20 protein-coding genes are annotated in these 16084 nt (G+C 56.5%); 12 read left to right on the top strand and 8 right to left on the bottom strand.

The window, feature by feature from the left end; all coding sequences use genetic code 11:
* The first annotated feature begins 64 nt into the window (after window positions 1–64).
* Window positions 65–940 carry a TIM barrel protein gene (locus TPEN_RS04545; RefSeq protein ID WP_011752549.1) on the top strand — a complete coding sequence of 292 codons (876 nt, stop codon included), beginning with the start codon at window positions 65–67 and terminating at the stop codon, window positions 938–940.
* On the opposite strand, the gene dph2 is transcribed toward TPEN_RS04545, so the two are convergent.
* Together dph2 and TPEN_RS04535 are read right to left on the bottom strand one after the other, a co-directional pair.
* On the bottom strand, window positions 892–1914 hold the full coding sequence (gene dph2 / locus TPEN_RS04540; RefSeq protein ID WP_011752548.1) for a diphthamide biosynthesis enzyme Dph2: 1023 nt from the start codon (window positions 1912–1914) through the stop codon (window positions 892–894). The two genes, TPEN_RS04545 and dph2, sit on opposite strands and share 49 nt — an antisense overlap.
* Entirely contained in the window at window positions 1893–3017 is a 1125-nt protein-coding gene (locus TPEN_RS04535) for a radical SAM protein (RefSeq protein ID WP_011752547.1), read from the bottom strand. Before TPEN_RS04535 ends, dph2 begins: the two co-directional genes overlap by 22 nt.
* A gap of 97 nt (window positions 3018–3114) precedes the next feature.
* Between TPEN_RS04535 and tpiA the strand changes: the two genes are divergently transcribed.
* Window positions 3115–3798, top strand: a complete 684-nt coding sequence (gene tpiA / locus TPEN_RS04530) for a triose-phosphate isomerase (protein ID WP_011752546.1) — start codon at window positions 3115–3117, stop codon at window positions 3796–3798.
* Window positions 3799–3987: 189 nt separating this feature from the next.
* Here the strand turns inward: tpiA and TPEN_RS04525 are convergent, their stop codons facing one another.
* On the bottom strand, window positions 3988–4632 hold the full coding sequence (locus TPEN_RS04525; protein ID WP_052885146.1) for a prepilin peptidase: 645 nt from the start codon (window positions 4630–4632) through the stop codon (window positions 3988–3990).
* A gap of 50 nt (window positions 4633–4682) precedes the next feature.
* Complete coding sequence (gene rpl12p, locus TPEN_RS04520) at window positions 4683–5009, bottom strand: 50S ribosomal protein P1 (RefSeq protein WP_011752544.1); 327 nt, start codon at window positions 5007–5009, stop codon at window positions 4683–4685.
* 158 nt (window positions 5010–5167) lie between these two features.
* Between rpl12p and TPEN_RS04515 the strand changes: the two genes are divergently transcribed.
* Genes TPEN_RS04515 through TPEN_RS04505 form a run of 3 tightly spaced genes read left to right on the top strand, consistent with a single transcriptional unit; the run spans window position 5168 to window position 6810 of the window.
* Complete coding sequence (locus TPEN_RS04515; protein ID WP_011752543.1) at window positions 5168–5908, top strand: ERCC4 domain-containing protein; 741 nt, start codon at window positions 5168–5170, stop codon at window positions 5906–5908.
* A gap of 52 nt (window positions 5909–5960) precedes the next feature.
* Window positions 5961–6269 (top strand): metal-sulfur cluster assembly factor, encoded by a 309-nt coding sequence (locus tag TPEN_RS04510; RefSeq protein WP_011752542.1) that lies wholly within the window; start codon window positions 5961–5963, stop codon window positions 6267–6269.
* Window position 6270: 1 nt separating this feature from the next.
* A complete protein-coding gene (locus TPEN_RS04505; protein WP_011752541.1) occupies window positions 6271–6810 on the top strand; it encodes a HemK2/MTQ2 family protein methyltransferase in 540 nt (179 codons plus the stop codon).
* A 174-nt stretch (window positions 6811–6984) separates the two neighbouring features.
* On the opposite strand, the gene TPEN_RS04500 is transcribed toward TPEN_RS04505, so the two are convergent.
* Entirely contained in the window at window positions 6985–7203 is a 219-nt protein-coding gene (locus TPEN_RS04500) for a hypothetical protein (protein WP_011752540.1), read from the bottom strand.
* 18 nt (window positions 7204–7221) lie between these two features.
* Here TPEN_RS04500 and TPEN_RS04495 point away from each other — a divergent pair, with 18 nt between their 5' ends.
* Window positions 7222–8694: a hypothetical protein gene (locus TPEN_RS04495; RefSeq protein ID WP_011752539.1), complete on the top strand. Its 1473-nt coding sequence runs from the start codon at window positions 7222–7224 to the stop codon at window positions 8692–8694.
* Between the two features lie 98 nt (window positions 8695–8792).
* Window positions 8793–9263 (top strand): pyruvoyl-dependent arginine decarboxylase, encoded by a 471-nt coding sequence (locus TPEN_RS04490; RefSeq protein ID WP_011752538.1) that lies wholly within the window; start codon window positions 8793–8795, stop codon window positions 9261–9263.
* On the opposite strand, the gene TPEN_RS04485 is transcribed toward TPEN_RS04490, so the two are convergent.
* Window positions 9241–10452 (bottom strand): Cdc6/Cdc18 family protein, encoded by a 1212-nt coding sequence (locus TPEN_RS04485; RefSeq protein WP_148677948.1) that lies wholly within the window; start codon window positions 10450–10452, stop codon window positions 9241–9243. The two genes, TPEN_RS04490 and TPEN_RS04485, sit on opposite strands and share 23 nt — an antisense overlap.
* Before the next feature lie 277 nt (window positions 10453–10729).
* On the opposite strand from TPEN_RS04485, the gene TPEN_RS04480 reads away from it, so the two are divergent.
* The gene (locus tag TPEN_RS04480) at window positions 10730–11626 is read left to right on the top strand and encodes a hypothetical protein (protein WP_148677947.1); all 897 of its coding nucleotides are present in this window, start codon (window positions 10730–10732) and stop codon (window positions 11624–11626) included.
* 190 nt (window positions 11627–11816) lie between these two features.
* Here the strand turns inward: TPEN_RS04480 and TPEN_RS04475 are convergent, their stop codons facing one another.
* A complete protein-coding gene (locus tag TPEN_RS04475) occupies window positions 11817–12062 on the bottom strand; it encodes an Lrp/AsnC family transcriptional regulator (protein WP_052885141.1) in 246 nt (81 codons plus the stop codon).
* Window positions 12063–12213: 151 nt separating this feature from the next.
* Between TPEN_RS04475 and TPEN_RS04470 the strand changes: the two genes are divergently transcribed.
* The 4 genes from TPEN_RS04470 to TPEN_RS04455 are packed head-to-tail and all read left to right on the top strand — an operon-like array spanning window position 12214 to window position 14769.
* A complete protein-coding gene (locus TPEN_RS04470; RefSeq protein WP_011752534.1) occupies window positions 12214–12513 on the top strand; it encodes a hypothetical protein in 300 nt (99 codons plus the stop codon).
* 12 nt (window positions 12514–12525) lie between these two features.
* Complete coding sequence (locus TPEN_RS04465; protein ID WP_011752533.1) at window positions 12526–13587, top strand: DUF354 domain-containing protein; 1062 nt, start codon at window positions 12526–12528, stop codon at window positions 13585–13587.
* 58 nt (window positions 13588–13645) lie between these two features.
* Window positions 13646–14041 carry a PDDEXK family nuclease gene (locus TPEN_RS04460; RefSeq protein ID WP_011752532.1) on the top strand — a complete coding sequence of 132 codons (396 nt, stop codon included), beginning with the start codon at window positions 13646–13648 and terminating at the stop codon, window positions 14039–14041.
* Window positions 14042–14061: 20 nt separating this feature from the next.
* Window positions 14062–14769, top strand: coding sequence for an MBL fold metallo-hydrolase (locus TPEN_RS04455; protein WP_011752531.1), 708 nt, complete (start codon window positions 14062–14064; stop codon window positions 14767–14769).
* Window positions 14770–14899: 130 nt separating this feature from the next.
* Here TPEN_RS04455 and TPEN_RS04450 read toward each other — a convergent pair whose 3' ends face one another.
* On the bottom strand, window positions 14900–16042 hold the full coding sequence (locus TPEN_RS04450) for a site-2 protease family protein (RefSeq protein WP_011752530.1): 1143 nt from the start codon (window positions 16040–16042) through the stop codon (window positions 14900–14902).
* Window positions 16043–16084: the final 42 nt, after the last annotated feature.

Raw genomic sequence — 16084 nt, 5'->3', positions numbered from 1 at the left:
CCGCCAGATAAGTCGCCGTCGCCTTTGATCAAGTTTTTAGGCTCGCGTGGAGAGATTGCTTAGTATGTGGAAACCTGATAAGCTGTATTTCGGGCCTGCCGGGATACCGACCACGGTTTCTAAGGGTGGTGTAAAGGAGGGGATGCTTGAGGTTAAGCGGCTCGGGCTGGATGCCATGGAGATAGAGTTCGTGAGGAAGATCTTCCTGGACGATAAGAGCGCTCAGGAGGTCAAGAAGTTGCGGCACGAGCTGGAAATAGTGCTCACGGTCCACGCTCCCTACTACGTCAACCTGAACAGCGCCGATGAGTCGAAGGTGAAGGCCAGCGCGGAGAGGGTGTTGAGGAGCGCCGAGGTAGGCTTCAAGGCTGGCGCTTGGAGCGTCTGCTTCCACGCGGGGTACTACGGGGACAGCGAGCCGGAGTCCGCGTACGCCAGGATAAAGTCGGAGGTAGCCGCGATCGCGAGGCAACTTCGAGACGAAGGCGTCGAGATATGGCTTAGGCCCGAGGTTCTCGGCAAGCCCTCGGAGTTCGGTTCATTGGAGGAAGTTATTCGACTAAGCGAGGAAGTGGAGAATGTACTGCCTACGATCGACTTTGCCCACTTGCACGCTAGGGGTAAAGGCGCGCTCAGGCAGTACCAGGACTTCGCCGCGGTGCTGGATGCACTCGAAAGCAGGCTCGGCAGAATAGCACTCGACAACATGCATATCCACGTATCCGGCATCGAGTACGGTGAGAAAGGGGAGATCAGGCACCTCAACCTCACGGAGGCCGACCTGGACTACAAGCTACTCGTGAAGGTCCTCAGGGACTACAATGTTAAGGGAGTAGTTATTTCGGAGAGCCCAAACCTAGAGCAGGACGCGCTTCTTCTCAAGGAGCTTTACTACGGCGGGGCCAGGACGTCGAAGCGGAAGAGATCCCGGGGCGAGTAACCCTCTAGGCTCCCCTTTAGGACGTACTTAAGTTCCCCTGGGTTTACCACGGGCCCAGGAAATAAGTCGGGGTCATCGACTGCGAGCCTCGGGCAAGCCGTGTTGACGTAGGCGTCGTAGGAGCCTAGGTTGAGCAGACCCTCTCTTGTGACCTCGTCGAACACTGCGAGCTCAGCCCGCAGCCCGCGCTCCGCGAGGAGATCCCTGATTCTCCGCGCGATCTCCGGCCTCCTCTGGCCCGTCTTTGACGATACCGCCACTAGGAAGCTTCTAGCCTCTATGGCGCGGGAGAGGTCTCTGAGCCTCCTGGCTACAATCGGCTTTACGTCAACGGGCCCGTAGTCCCCAGTGTACGGATCTACCCTCCACGTGGGCGCGCCGGTCCAGAGCGCCGCTCCCAGAGCGTGGAAGACGCCGCCAGCCACTACGATCACGGCCTCAGCGTCCTCGGCGAGTGCCGCATAGTTGCACCCGACTACCAGCCCAAGGTACCCGTCGAGGTGCCTCCCTGCAACCGTTAGCCCGGCATCCTCGGCGAGCCTCACGAGCCTGGAGAAGTACTTCGCGTGCTGGTAAGTCGTGCCTATAGTTACCCTCCTGTACCCCTTGAGGGCTACGTTCCTCACGACTTTCTCGAAGGTTTCGAAAAGCAAACCCTCGTAGTAGACAGGCACGAAGATGACAGGGGGCGCGTCCACCCTAGCGCCCACGAAGCCGTGGTGCCCTAAGTGCAGTATCGCGTCGGCGTTGATTGCCCGAGCTTCCTGCAAGGCTACGTCGCACCCTCCCCAAGCGTGCCCGCCCGAAACGTATGCTTCGACGCCGTCAGCGGCAAGCCTTGCCGCCAGCTCTCTGGCGACGTGTTTGAGCCCGTCGGGAGCCTGAAGTAGAACTCTGCGCGCCCCCAGCTTCCTGATCTCTCGGACGGGGCGCAGGTCCACCTCGTAGCCGCCTACAGAGAGACCGGCCTCCATGCTAGACCCAGCCTATCCGCGTACTCGTAGGCCTCTCTTATTTCGCTAGCGGTTGGGCGCCTAGCTATCTCGGGCCACCTTTGTGGGAACCTCGCCACGAGGTGCTCGGGCCTATACTGGTCCATCACGTTGACAAGCGCTCTTGGACAGTTTTCCGAGATCCATTTCAGGACGGGCTTGGTGCAGCACTCTACGTGCGACGGGAGCACCAGGTGCCTGATGATTATGTCTCTGCCTGCGTCGCAGACTACTTTGTGGTTTCTCGAAACAACCTCGAAGTACCTTGGAACCCCGGAGAGCCTCCTAGCGCAATCGTCATTACCGTACTTGAAGTCCGGTAGCCATATGTCCACCACGTCTAGGAGCAGTGATAGAGCCTCCTGCGACATGTACATGTTGGAGTTCCACAGCAGTGGGACATTTACGTCCATGTAGCGCAACGACTCGAGTATAACGTGGAGCTGCTGATCCGGGTTCCCGCCCACGTAGTTAATGTTCCTGGCCCCCCTGAGGTACAGGGCGGTGGCTATTCCTGCGAGCTCCTGTGGAGTAACCTTCTCGCCGTTATCAACCCTGGTGGAGATATCCCAGTTCTGGCAATACACGCACTTGAAGCTACAACCCGTGAAGAAAATTGTCCCGGACGGTACTAGCGGCGCCTCCTCCCCGACATGGAGGAAAGCGCTAGCAACACGCACCTCCTTGCCTAGCCCGCAGACGCCCCTCTTGCCCTCCTCTCTGTTCACCATGCAACGCCACTCGCAGAAAAAGCAGCTACGAAGCATTCTCTTTGCGATCTCGATCTTCAAGTCGAGGTACGACTTGCTCGGCAAATTCTTCTCCAAGCCCTTCTCCACGGACTCCGCGTAAACCTTTTCAAAATCTCTGGAGTAGCTCCTATGCACGTCGAGAAGCTCCTCGAGGGGCGCCTTTTCATCGTAATCTACGGGCATTCTTCTGGCAACGCGGTAGCGCGCCGGCTTCTCACCCCTGAGCACGCCGAGGTAGTGTGAAAGCCTCTCCCTGACCTCGGGGTACTCCCAAACGGTCACCGAGTCGGGCCTTATGAGCGATATGTACTCGTATTCCTCCCTAAACCGCATCCTAACCAGTATACCGCCGAAGACGATAAATCCGTTACTTTCTACATTTAATTCTCAAAGCTTTTAAGCTCGATAAAAGGTTATAAGCAAGGTAGGCATGAAAATTGGGTATCCACTAATTCTAATAAATTTTAAGGCGTACTCGGAGGCTTCCGGCAAGAGGGGGCTACAGCTGGCGAAGGTTGCCGAGAAGGTAAGCAAGGAGACTGGTATCACGATAGCCGTTGCGCCCCAGCTAACAGACCTCGCCTTCATCGCCAGCCAGGTCGAAATACCCGTGTTTAGCCAGCATGTAGACGACGTTCCGCCGGGTAGCTATACCGGCCACGTAACCCTGGAGGCTGTCAAGGATGCTGGCGCCGTAGGCACGATGGTGAATCACAGCGAGAGAAGGGTTAGAGCAGACCAAGTAGACGTGATAGTGAAGCGGGCGCGCAGCCTAGGACTGACAACGGTCGTGTGCACGAACACTCCTGAAGTCACAGCTGCTATGGCAGCCCTGGGTCCCGATATGGTGGCAATCGAGCCCCCGGAGCTCATAGGTACGGGTATACCCGTCTCAAAGGCGAAGCCCGAGGTTGTTACGAGCTCCGTAGAGCTCGTGAAGAAGGTAAACCCGAACGTAAAGGTGCTCTGCGGCGCAGGGATAACTGTCGGCGAAGACGTCGCCGCCGCCCTTAGACTCGGCACGGTGGGCGTGCTCCTAGCATCCGGCGTCGTGAAGGCAAAGGACTGGGAAAAGGCTATCCTGGATCTAATAAGCCCCATAATCAAGAAGTAGGCGCGGAAAAGGGTTAGGCGGGTTCCCGAAAGATTTCTTTTCGTCTTCCCATACTTGAACTTGGCTTCTCGCTGGCTGAGCGAGGAGCTCTCCACCTAGCCCTGTTCTTCATCTGCTCAGTACCCGGATTTCCGATCATTGCTCAAGTGAATCACTGCATGCACGTCAAAAAAGCTTTTGTGAGCAGCCTCAAAGCAACCAGCATAAGGCTAGGTAGGCAGAGTAGCCTAGGGCTATGAAGGTAACATAGGGGGCTAGCGCTGTCGCCCAGAAGCCGGGGAGGGACGGGGGCTCGGCGCGGCCCGGGATTCCGACGCCTATCTCTATTTTAAGCCCATCCGCGTCTACCCTCGTGGCGGGGGCGAGCATGTAGGAGTACCTTTCGTACTCCTCCCTGGAGACGTACCTCATAGCTACGAGTGCAACCAACCTTTCGAGAGTATTCAGCCTGTAGCCCTCGAATTTCTGAGGCTTGCCGAGGTTCCAGTAGACGTTGTAAGCCGCGAAGAAGGCTGTTGGTACGAGGGAGAGGAGCAGGATCGTTCCCAGTGGCACGGCGAAGAGCGGGGATAGCCTCGGCGGCTCGAAGAAGCCCAGGAAAGCGAAGGCTATGGCGTCGGCTTCACCAGTTAAGCCCAGTTTAAGGGATAGAACTGCCAAGGCGAGGCTTACAGCTAGGGATAACAGGTAGAGTTGGAGTACGATTCTTCCAGAAGCTAGCTCCGCCGCGAGGAGGGGGGTTGCCAGAAGGGTTCCCGCAATCCATACCTTGTCGTCGATCTCGCGCGTTCTGAAGTCTTGGTAAGCCGCTACCCAGAGAGTACCCGCTACCACCAGGCTTCGCAGCAAAGAAATAGCGTCATGAAAGCACATGTACCGTCTTCCTAGAAGCCGAAGAGGGACGCGAGACCCTCTTCGACCGTTTCCTCCTTTACCTCTTCCTTCTTCTCCTCTTTCTTCTCCTCCTTCTTCTCCTCGGCGGGCGGAGCCTGCGCGGGCGCCGTAGCTGGGGCCGGGGCTCCTACCGCGACTGGTAGGGCGGCGGTTTTAAGTGCTTCCTCTATGTTCACTTCCTTCAATGCCGCGACTAGAGCTTTTACCCTGACGTCGTCAACCTGTATTCCTGCAGCTTCGAGTATGCGCTTCACGTTTTCCTCGCTTATCTCCTTCCCAGCGTGGTACAGCAACAGGCTTGCATACACGTACTCCATGCCTTCCACCCACTAATCGCAACGTCTTGAACCCCTCCTAGTATATAAACCTAGCGCGCATGCCTAGGCGTGTCTTACCTTTGCTCTGCGAAGATACTGGGAGTTTCCTATGCTCGCGAAAATCTTTTTAGCAAGGACTTCTGCCTACCTGGAGAGAGATGCAGGTACCTGTTGTTATTGTGGATGACCGTGAGAGAAGGTCTCCCGTGCTCTCCGAGCTGGCTAGGCTGGGCGTTAGGTACTCGGTTGCCAGGCTAGAGGTCGGGGACTACGATGTCGGCGGCGTTTACGGGGTGGAGCGGAAGAGTTCTGGCGACTTCGTGAACTCGGTTATCGATGGGAGGCTTTTCGAGCAGGCAAAGTACCTTCGGGAGTCGTACGAGACTGCTATAATAGTCGTGGAGGGCGATCTATCGGAGGAGGTTAGCCGGAGGCAAGTATCCCTGAACCCTCTTTTCGGAGCTCTAGCGGCGCTGGCCGAGAACGGGGTCTCCGTTCTCCAGGTTAGGAGCTACGCGGAGACGGCGCTTCTGATATACGTGCTGTGGAAGAGGCTTCAGAAACACGGGTCAAGCTTTCTCGTTAGGTCGAAGAAGAAGGTCTTCAAGGAGTCTACCAGCATACCGGTAGTACAGCTCAATCTCATAGCGAGCCTGCCGGGGATAAGCAGGGAGATGGCGGACAGGATACTGAGAGAGTTTCACACCCCTAGACGCTTCTTCACGGCGACACCGGCGGAGCTTCGCAGAATCCACGGGCTCGGGCCTAAGCGGATACAGAAGATACTCCAGGTCCTAGACACTTCCTACGTGTCCGCTAAGATGCTGAGCGACTCCCGCAAAGCCGAGGCGAACAGCAACGAAGAAGAGCTTGACCAAGCTCGCGGGGAGGGCGAGTAACGCGCGCTACTAAACATTTTTAAGGGGGTGTGCGGCGATATGACGGGGGAATATGGCGGGAGAAGTCACCCAGGAGCGCGTCATGGAGGCTTTAAAGGAGGTATACGACCCGGAAATACCGTTTAACGTGGTGGATCTAGGCCTCGTATACGGCGTCGAAGTTGACGGTAGAAAAGTAAAGGTGAAGATGACGCTGACGGCTATTGGGTGCCCGATGTCGTACTTCCTCGTTGAGATGGTCAGGGATGTTATCAAGGAGAAGATCCCGGAGGTTGAAGACGTGGAGGTAGACCTCGTCTTCGACCCTCCCTGGACGCCAGACCGCATTAAGCCGGAGGTGAGGCGGCTACTAGGGATATAGCGTGGTATACGAGCCACGTGAGGATACTTTTCTCCTTTTGGATTGCTTGAAGCGGGGTTTCCGCGGAGGCGTGCTTGTAGAGGTAGGCTGTGGCAAGGGAGTGGTCAGCGTTTACGCGTCGAACAGAGCTGACTACGTCGTCGGGGTGGACATCGCGTGGGAGGCTGTTAGGCTTTCCCGCGAGCTTGCGCGCGCATCGAAAGAGTGCCTAGTCGACTTCGTACAGGCGGATATGCTAAACCCCTTTAGGGATTCCTCGGCTGACGTCGTCGCCTCGAACCCGCCCTACCTTCCTTGCGATTACCGAGAAGACCCCCTAGTCTGCGGCGGCGAAGACGGCGTTGAGTTCTCGGCGAGGCTTGCACGAGAAGCCTTCAGGGTTCTACGTAGGAGCGGAGAGCTATTCCTAGTTGCGTCGTCTATTTCGAATTTCGAGAGGCTCCTCGATGTATTAAGGGGCCTTTACGCGAGCGTTGAGGTGGCAGAGGAGAGAAGACTCTTCTTCGAGAAACTCTTCTGTCTACGCGCGCTGAAACCTTGACCTTTAGAGCGCGCTGGATACGAAAAGAGACCCTTACACAGGGATACAAAAGTTCGCTTTCTGATAACGTCGATAGGGATGATATGTCCACGCACGGGCACCCAGTCAGAGTAATCGCGCGCTAAACCCGGGAAACGCTTCCCGGTTTACAAACCAAGAAAAAGAGAGTGAATTTTATGCTAGCCCTAGCCCCCTTAGCTCCTCGACGTTCTCCTCAATCTCTCTTGCTAGCTCTTCGTCTTCCTCGACGCGCGGGGCGCCTCTCACGGAGGCTAGGAACTCCTCTATCGCGTCTAACGCCTTGACGAGCCGCGCCTCGTACAGCCCGTCCCCCTTAAGAGTGCTCGCCAAAAGTCTCGAGCGCGCCCCTCGCAGGGGCGCCCCGTCCACCATTTAAGGAGGGGTGTTGGTATGAGTGGTAGAGGCATGACGGGGGGTGAAGAGGGCGAGGAGGTTGTTAGGAAGCTTGTCTACGGGAGGGCGGCTCAAAGCTTGTATGCCACCAGGACAGAGGATAAGAGGAGGTCTAGGGGCGGGAAGAAGGGCAGAGTACATTACCGCGGCCTGCATGATGCTGTGACCGAAATTAACTGGGACTTTACGCGCTTCGTGGCGCACGCGCTGAGTGTCGTGCCGGACGAGGTTTACCCCAGGTTTGGCAGGCTGTTTGACTACGATTTGAGGCAGTACCTACTACTGGGAGACAGCGAGAGACCGAGAGAGGGAAGCGCGGTCGTGGAGCTCAAAGGAAAGCTACAAGCAATCGTCGATGCAACAGAAGACGGCCTTAAAGTTGAGAGGCACGGAAAGATTTGGCGCGTCTACCCGCCCAGGGAGAACTGGCATGTGACAGTCTCAAGGCCCAATGCACATAGCTGGACTGTCCACGTCCCATTGGAGGGTTACTGGGTTGAGTCAGAGTTCCCGGAGGTACTCGCGAGGACTTCGCCCGACATCCTAAGAAGCCTGCAGAAAGGGTGGCTTCTTACGGACGTAATGCCGCCACGTGAAAGTTACCTTTACGTTTCCTTCAGCACTACCCAGGCGTGGCAACTTCCAGCCACGCTCGCCGACTTTCCAAGCGACGATGTCCACCTCGGCATTAGAGCAGGAGTTCTCGGCTCCACCAAGATGAGCATTATGTGGGGAGTGAGCATCTATGGCTATGCGGAGGAGCTTTCCTGGGCTTCAAGGCTTGTCGGCGAGGTTAAGCGCGCTGAGTACCGCAGTTTGGTCGAGGAGTGCAAGGCGCTTAATGGTGACTCGGTGGCGCTGATAACCGCCTTCCTGGGGGACGGCATCCTTGCGTTCTTCCTAAGGCTTCGATGGCTCTACTTCAGGGTTGGCAACGAGATAGTTTACTTACCTACGGAGAGCGCTGTCTTTAACGCTCGTGTTGCTGTCGAACGGGCCAGCGAATACGTAGCATTTGTGGGCAAAGTTACTAGGTGCGCAAAGGTTAGGCACGTCCTATTCGTTGCCTACGGAGCACCGGGTAAGAGGGGCAGGAAGCCCGGGCAGAAGGTGGCTTGCCAGTGGCTCGGCCTCTATGCGCCGGTCGCCGGCGCGTTGCTTAACCTCGTTATGGTTACTGTCGGCGACGAGTATGCCTACATCTACGCCCGTATACCCGTTGATAGCGCGCCTCCAGGCTGGTACCAGCGCGCGCTGGAGGAAGGCTGGGACGTCCGGGTGGTTCGCATGAGTGACAGGGAGTACTACCAGATCCCCCAAGATTCGTTATTTGAGCACGCGGGCGAGAACCCGGAGCTCTGGGAGGCGCTATACCGCTTCGCAGTTGCAAAGGCGCAGGCTAAGCCGGCCGCGAGGAAGCTAGTCGAAGAACTGCTAAGATTTAAACCAGCTGGGGCAAAGCAAGAATAAAAGGGGTAAGACCGGCAGGAAAAGGCGCCCGGCCCCCTCCTCATTAAAGATCGATACGTTTTTATCTTCGCGGGGGTTTTGCTCCGCGAGATTCGAGGATGTTGCTCCCGAAAAAGTACTTCGTAACGAAGGGTAAGGGGCTGAGCAACGTATCGCCGCTGATGGCGTTCAACAATGCGTTGAGAGAGGCCGGTATACACCAGTTGAACCTTGTGCCCGTCTCCTCCATCCTTCCACCGGAGGTCGAGGAGGAGAGCCCCAGGAGGCTTCCAGCCGGCAGTATAGCGTTCGTCGTTATGAGCGAGAAGAGAGCGAAGGGTCCGGCGAGGATAAGCACCGGCATATCCTGGGCTCGCGGAAAGCCCCACGGGTACGTCATAGAGTTCCACGACGGCAACAGCTCGGCCGAGACCTCAAGCAACCTTTCGGCGATGTGGAGTGAGATTAGGCTGAGAGACGTTCTTGAGCTCGAAGAGCCTCGCTACCTGGTAGAGGAGCTCGAAATCCCTCCAGGCTACTACGGTAGCGTCGTGGTGGCGCTGGTCTTCAGCGATTATAGCTTCCTCTAGCCTTCCTAAGGGTATTTCCGAGAAGCAGTTCTTCGACGTTTTCTCCAGCAACTAAATTCACAAAGATCTTCAAGGGACCGCTGACCTTTATGTACCCCAGGTCGTGGAGGCGTTGCAAAGCCGTTGCGATCTCCCTTCTGCCCAGCGGGGGTATTCCCAGCCTCTCGCAGATCGCCTGGGCCTCTTCGAGTACTCTTTGCTCGCTCACGTAGATCGTGTCGCTACTACCGGCCGCTCTAAGCGCAGCTGCGAGGACTATTCTCTCCGTTCTGCCGAGCATCTTCGCTGCATCGTCGTCGAGGTAGCTTCTCCCCATTATCTCTGCTAGGGCCCTCGTTACGTGGAGACGCGTAATCTTGTCGCTCCCCTCCTTGTCGGCTATCAGCGCAGAGTAGAGGAGCACGTCTAGAGCCTTCCTCACATCTCTCTCGAACATGTCGACCGTTATCTCCGCGATGTACTCCGCTACGGGCTCCGGGAGAGCCTCCGGGCTTGCGAGAGCCTCGCTCGCCCTGTAGAGAAGGATGTCGACAAGCTGCGATAGAGTGTAGGGTGGGAAGCGCACGACTAGCGCGCCCAGGGAAGACTTCTCCTCGGGCGCCAGCCCCCGAGCCCAGTCGTCGTTCCTAGCTATAAAGATCACGCCTGCAACGTTGCTGACTCCGAGCTCCGGGAGCCTCGTCAGGTTGTAGACTATCTGGCCTCCCTGGAGGCTTCGTGGTCCCGTTAGCTCGTCTGCCTCGTCCACTATTACCAGGTGTAGCTTCTTCTGCCTCCTAGACAGCTCGCCCACCACCTTCATGAAGACTTCCGCCGCGCTGAGGCTCCTCGAAGGCTTAGCACCCAGCTGGCTGAGAATACTGGTGTAGACTATCCATGGAAAGCCGTCGGCATCTCTACTTCTCAGAGACTTCAGGTTGACGTAGATCGTGGACACGTTTTCGCTCTGCTGCTCCACGCTCCTCGCGAAGAACAGGGACGTCGAGGTCTTACCCGTACCCGTAGGCCCTATCAACTGGACAACCCTGAAGAAGGGGGCTTTAGGTAACTCCGGGAAAAGCGATGCCAAGCGCTCTATTTGAGGCTCCCTGTGCGGAAGCCGCCTCGGGACGTACCTGCTGCTGAGCGCCGAGGGGTTCGCTAGGATCATACCCTCTTCCCGAAGACCGTACTGGAAATTTATTTTCAATGTTACTAGAGAACATTGAAAGTATTCTCGAACAAACGTGAACCTCGCGTTAATCAGACTTCACGCGCAACGCAACAGAAAACATCAGAAATCGAGAGCTTCTTCACCATAGTCGTGCGCGAGCTGTCTCATCATGCATTTCACACAGCAATACACGGTCTTATCAGCTTTACTTTTCTGAGAAGAGAGCTCAGGCGCACGACGCATGAAGTACAGTAAAAAAGGATAAGTAGTTAGTTTTTCACGAGAACGCTTGAAGGCTTCGACGCCTAGACACGTGGTTGGTATGGAAGAAAATGTGCGGGAAATCGGGCGATCCACAGTTGCATCTATGCTTGCAGTCGCGGTGGTAGTCTCTTTATTGTCAGCTGTATGGGCGTTAGTGCTCGTCTCGAGTGGGATAACCGAGGTTTTGGGTAGCCCCTTTGTCTACGAAGAGGGGCCTAGGGGGGCTATAGTCAACAGCGTCCTCACGCTCTTGCTGGTACTTCTTGGCACCGGCGTGTTACTCGCGATGATCAAGCTGAGGAAAGCGCGCTTCATACCCGCGCTTACGGCGTTCGCAGTGGCGTTCTCGTTCTGGGGGATCTCCGAGCTATACTTCTACGCATTCTCTGCCTTCGACCAGAGAATACTGCCCATCGCCGACGCTACATCGATCCTCCTGGCGGTTACGACCGGGGCGTTAATCCTGAAGCCCGTAAACGCGACACTACTCAACGCGTTGCTCATAGCCTACGGAACGATGGCTGGCGCCTTACTCTTCGCAACCCTACCCTCGTGGAGCGTTTTCGGGATAGCCGTAGTGCTGGCAGCCTACGACCTCTACTCAGTCTTCAGAGGTCCTCTCAAGAAGATACTGGAAAGCACAATCGCGCAGGAGCAAGCCCCAGCAGACAAGCTCCACTCCCCGCTCAGAGGCTCAGTTGTCGTGATCCGGGGGCTAGCCCTCGGCATGGGCGACGTACTAGTATACTCTATGCTCAGCCCAGCCTTTCTCCTTTACCCAAGAGTGTCCGTGGAGAGGTGGATTCTCTCTAACCTAGCGCTAACAGCCGGGCTGTACGCAACCCTAGAGATGCTAAAGAGGAGAAGGTATATGCCAGCGCTCCCCCTACCCGTAGCATTCTCCGTCGCCGCGTACCTAGCCTACACCCTCGTTTCGGGCACCTAGCACAAACAGAAACTCTCCGCATACCCAAAGTACAATCCACAAGACGGTCAGTCCGCCCGTTCGCTACTCATCAAATCGTCCACCAACGCTCTCCTCATCCCACTGCAAAAGGGAATAAGGGGTATTTCTACGTAACGTAAGGGAAAGATAAAATGCGCGTCCTTTTTCCTCTAGCGTGCGCAAGCATGGGTTATCGCGAGGAGGTTATGAGGGTAGAAGTTCTCGTAACTCCTCCAAGCTTCCTGATGTTCGTTACTACCTTGTCGAGAAGCTCAAGCGCGGGAAGCGAGATTTTAGCTACGATGTCGTATTCCCCGTAGACGATGTATGCCTCCTCGACGAACTCCATCGACCTTATAGCCTTTAGAACGTCGTCTTCCCTCCCAACACCTACGTTGACGAGCAAGAACACCGTTATCTTGTTTTGAGAGCTCATACTCTCTCGAAACATAACCTTTGCAAGCATGATTAAATATGTAACTGTTCGCACCCGACCTGCTGGCAAGCCGAGACCTCCATATCTCTGCGAACAGCAAGGATTGCGCGATAGTTAGTGATTTATACCCCGCGAGTGCTAGCCTTTCTCCGTGAACGCGAAAGTAGTCCTGGTGGCTCTGCTCTCGGTGTTGGCGATAGCGCTTTACTGGTCGCCGTACCCGTTGATCGTAGGTGGGTACGTGCTTGGCGGGTACCCCTGGTTAGCTCCCGACGGGCAACCGCGAAGTACGATGATAGCTCTCGGGGTTATCTTCTCGGTAGCCTTCCTCTCTGCTACAGCGGCAATGTACGTTTTAGCGAAGAAGAACGAGGAGCTAGGAGAGGAGCCTGCTACGCCGGTCGAGCAACCGAGAGGGGCTCCGAGCGTCACGCAGGAAGAAGAATGGTAGGCGTGAGCCACGGTGCGCGTGTGGGTCGAAGCGCTGACCCCTAAACAGGTGCTTCTCTTCTCGTACCTCCAGCACGAGCTTCCAGGCTACGAGTTCTTCCTCACAACCAGGGACTACGACCTGAACAGAGAGCTCGCGGGAAAGCTGTGGAAAGAGTACTACGTAGTTGGTAGGCACGGGGGGCGGACCCCTCGGGGGAAGGTTGCCGAGAGCCTTCGGAGGCAGGCCTCGCTACTACGACTGGTGGAGTCGAAGAACCCTGATGCCCACGTAACCTTCGTGTCTCCTGATAGCGCTCGAGTAGCCTACGGAGTAGGCATACCCGTTGTAGCTTGCAACGACACACCCCACTCGACCATAGTGTCCAGGCTGGTAATACCGCTAGCAGAGGTGCTTGTGGTTCCCCAGCCTGTCGCCGCGTACTTCGAGGACTACGCGAGGTTAACGCGTATAAGCCCCTTCAGAGGAGTATTCGAGGTAGCCTGGGTCGCTAGAACCCAGCCGGACGAGAGGGTTCCCCGGTCCCTGGGCCTCGAACCGCTCAACTACGTGATCGTGAGAACAGGAGAGGAAAAGGCTTTCTACTACAAGGAGCCGCGCGCCGCGCTCGAAGTGCCTCTCAGAATGACTAGGTACATTCTGCGGAAAACGGACATGAAGGTCTTGCTATACCCGCGCTACCCCGAGCAGAAGACGGCTTTAGCTAAGGGGCTGAGCGGGTACGAAGGTAGGCTAGTCTTCCTAGAGCGAGCCGAGGTACTCGTACACCTCGAGTTCTTTGCCCGCCTCGTTATCACGGGCGGAGGGACCATCGCGACGGAGTCTGCGCTACTCGGTACACCGGCTATAACAACGTTTCCTGGCAGAGTAGAGGTACACGAGTACCTGCGGGCGAACGGCTTCCCAGTGTACAGCGGTGTAACACTGGAAAACTTGCCCCGCATTTTAAGAGCTGATCAAAGCATAGAAGGCAAGATGAAGGTAAAGGCAAAAGCAAGCAAACTTTTCCAAGACCCCGTACGGCACATTGCTAAAGAGCTTCAATCAATACTTACCGAGAAGATGAAGACTTAGACGCGCGCGCTGTGCGCTTATATAGGTGTGGCGCGCGATAAAAACTTAGAGATTGTGCATGTCTAGAGAAGTAGTTAGCAGAAGACAGAAAGCATTCAACGTGGAGAGAAGACTCGTTAAGATGCTGTCGTCGAACAGGGAAAACTACGTCTTCAGGGTGCCCGTGAGCGGGGTAGGCGAGAACTTCCCCGACGTGTTCCTGGTAAACAACGTGGAGGATCGAGTCGTCGCCTTCGAGGTAAAGACTACGGTGAATTCCAAGGTGAAGGTTAAGGCGCACCAGGTCTCCAAGCTGTTCCGGTTCCTGGAGGCGTTCAAAAAGTACAAGACGAGGGAGGCTGTGATAGCAGTATGGTTTTCCTCTGAGGGGAAGTGGGTATTCAGGAGGGTCGACGGGCTTTTCGCCTCGGACATCGTGATAACGAGCGAAGACGAGAGCGACTGGAAGCCCTAGCCGGGGGAGTGTTGCGCGCCATGACGGGTACTGGCGAAGCCCCTGTCTCTTTAACGTTGAAGGTACTTGTAGACGACGTCCCGTCTGTGGAGGGTGTCGTCCCTGCTCACGGCTTATCCATCCTCGTAGAGGCTAGGTACAGGGGGTACGAAAAGAGATTGCTCTTCGACGCGGGTCCCTCCGGAAGAATACTACTCTACAATGCGAAGATAATGGGGGTAGACCTTAAGCCTGACTTCGCAGTGGGAAGCCTGCCGCTCTACCACCACGTGGGCGGCTTTAAAATACTAGATCGCCGCATACCGGTTATCAAGCCCCGAAGGGTGCTCCCGGAGCCGCGTGAGGCTAGCATATCCGAGCTACCGCACTTGCCGGGCTTCTACCTGGTGATGTCTCCGAGCCACTGGAATGAGCAGGCCCTCATGGTGTCCTTGGAGCTGGGAGCAGTCCTCATAACGGGGTGCAGCGTGCACGGCTTTTACGAGACGTTCGGCTGGATTCTCAAAGGCTCGTTGAAGCTCTACGGCCTAGTCGGCGGCCTGGGGATAAGTACCCGGGACTTCGTCAACATGAGGTTCCTAAGGCGGCTCGCGCGCGGGGGCCTAAGCCTAGTCTTCCCGCTACACTCAACGAGCCTAGAGGCTAGGAGGAGCATAGTGAAAACGCTCAACAAACACCCCTTAGAGTACGATGTACCGGGCGCGGGCGCCGAGGTAGAAGTAGGTTGATCTTCGGGACGCTTTCGTCCTTCTCTAAGAGCCCCCCGACCCGTAGGGGGAGGCGCTAAAGGAGCGATGAGAGAACAAGCGGATGTCCGTGGAGCTTGTAGCGTTTACTAGAAACCCTGAAGGCCCGGGGTTAGGGGGTTAGTGGCGCGAGCCCGAAGACGCCGGCCGATGTCGCCATGCTTGCCAAAAGTACTATGAGCATATAAGCGCTACAGGCCCACACAGCCACCTTGGATGCACGCCCAGGCGCGACTGCCTGGAGCAAGTAGCTGAGGAGTTTTCCTCCGTCCAGCGGGACTATCGGCAACATGTTTATGATGGCGACACTCGACGTCACCACCAACATCCACCAAAAAGCCCTGTAGAGCCATTCGTTGGAGTAGCTCTGGTCGATCTTCACGCCTATGAACCCCCTCCCCGGGCTCTCCGGGTGCTGGGCTAGCACCAAGGAGTAATTCACGAGCACGCTGCCCCTCATCACCGTGAGTTTTATGAGCCTACCCGGGGCTGAGCGCTCCATGACCTTTGAGAAGCCTTCCAGAGTAGGCGTTGGGGTCCCGTTCACCGCTACTATTACGTCGCCCGGTTGAAGCCTTTGGAAGGCCGGAGACCCCTGGATAACCCCCGACACCAGGACACCGTTGGGCCTGGGGGCTAGGGGTGTGAAGAGTACGAGGTAGAACAGCGCCACTAGTAGAAGGAACGTGGCGATGTTGGCGAAGCTCCCGGCGGCGAGCACTCTCAGCTTACTCCTGAGGGGCTTGCTGTCCAGCTCGTCCTCATCTATCTCGGCGAAGCCTCCAGGTACTAGGAACGCGAGGAATACACCCATGGACTTTATCCTGACGCCTTCGGCCGCCGCCTGGAAAGCGTGTGAAAGCTCGTGGGGGATTAGCGTTACCGCTACCGCCAGTAGGAAGTAGGCAAGCTCGTTCAGTCCGACTGTGACCCCAGGTACCAGCGGCGATACAGGGCTCGCCCCCGGGCTCGCGGTAAGCAACTTGAAGAGGTTGTCGTGCAGGAAGAATACTCCGTAGGCTCCAAGAGCGATCCCCGTTACTACGCCGAGATCCCCTACAAGGCCCATTAGCCGCTTATACTTCTTGCCGACATCCTCCACTAGCCTGTTAAGCCTCCTAGTCTTCAACACTACAACGCCGCCCTGAAGTTCGAGCCACGTGCCCGCAACACCGCTCCTCGCCCTGAGCACCAGATATACGAGCATGTAGAGCCCGGCCGCAACCAGCAACGCGAAGAGACTGCCTGCCTCCATCCACGGTCAGCAGGTACAAGAAACTGTGCGCTTATTCAATCT

The sequence above is a fragment of the Thermofilum pendens Hrk 5 genome (assembly GCF_000015225.1).
In the GTDB taxonomy this organism is placed as follows: Archaea; Thermoproteota; Thermoprotei; order Thermofilales; family Thermofilaceae; genus Thermofilum; species Thermofilum pendens.
The sequence above is the reverse complement of the archived record's forward strand: the minus strand, read 5'-3'. Positions and strand labels throughout refer to the sequence as shown.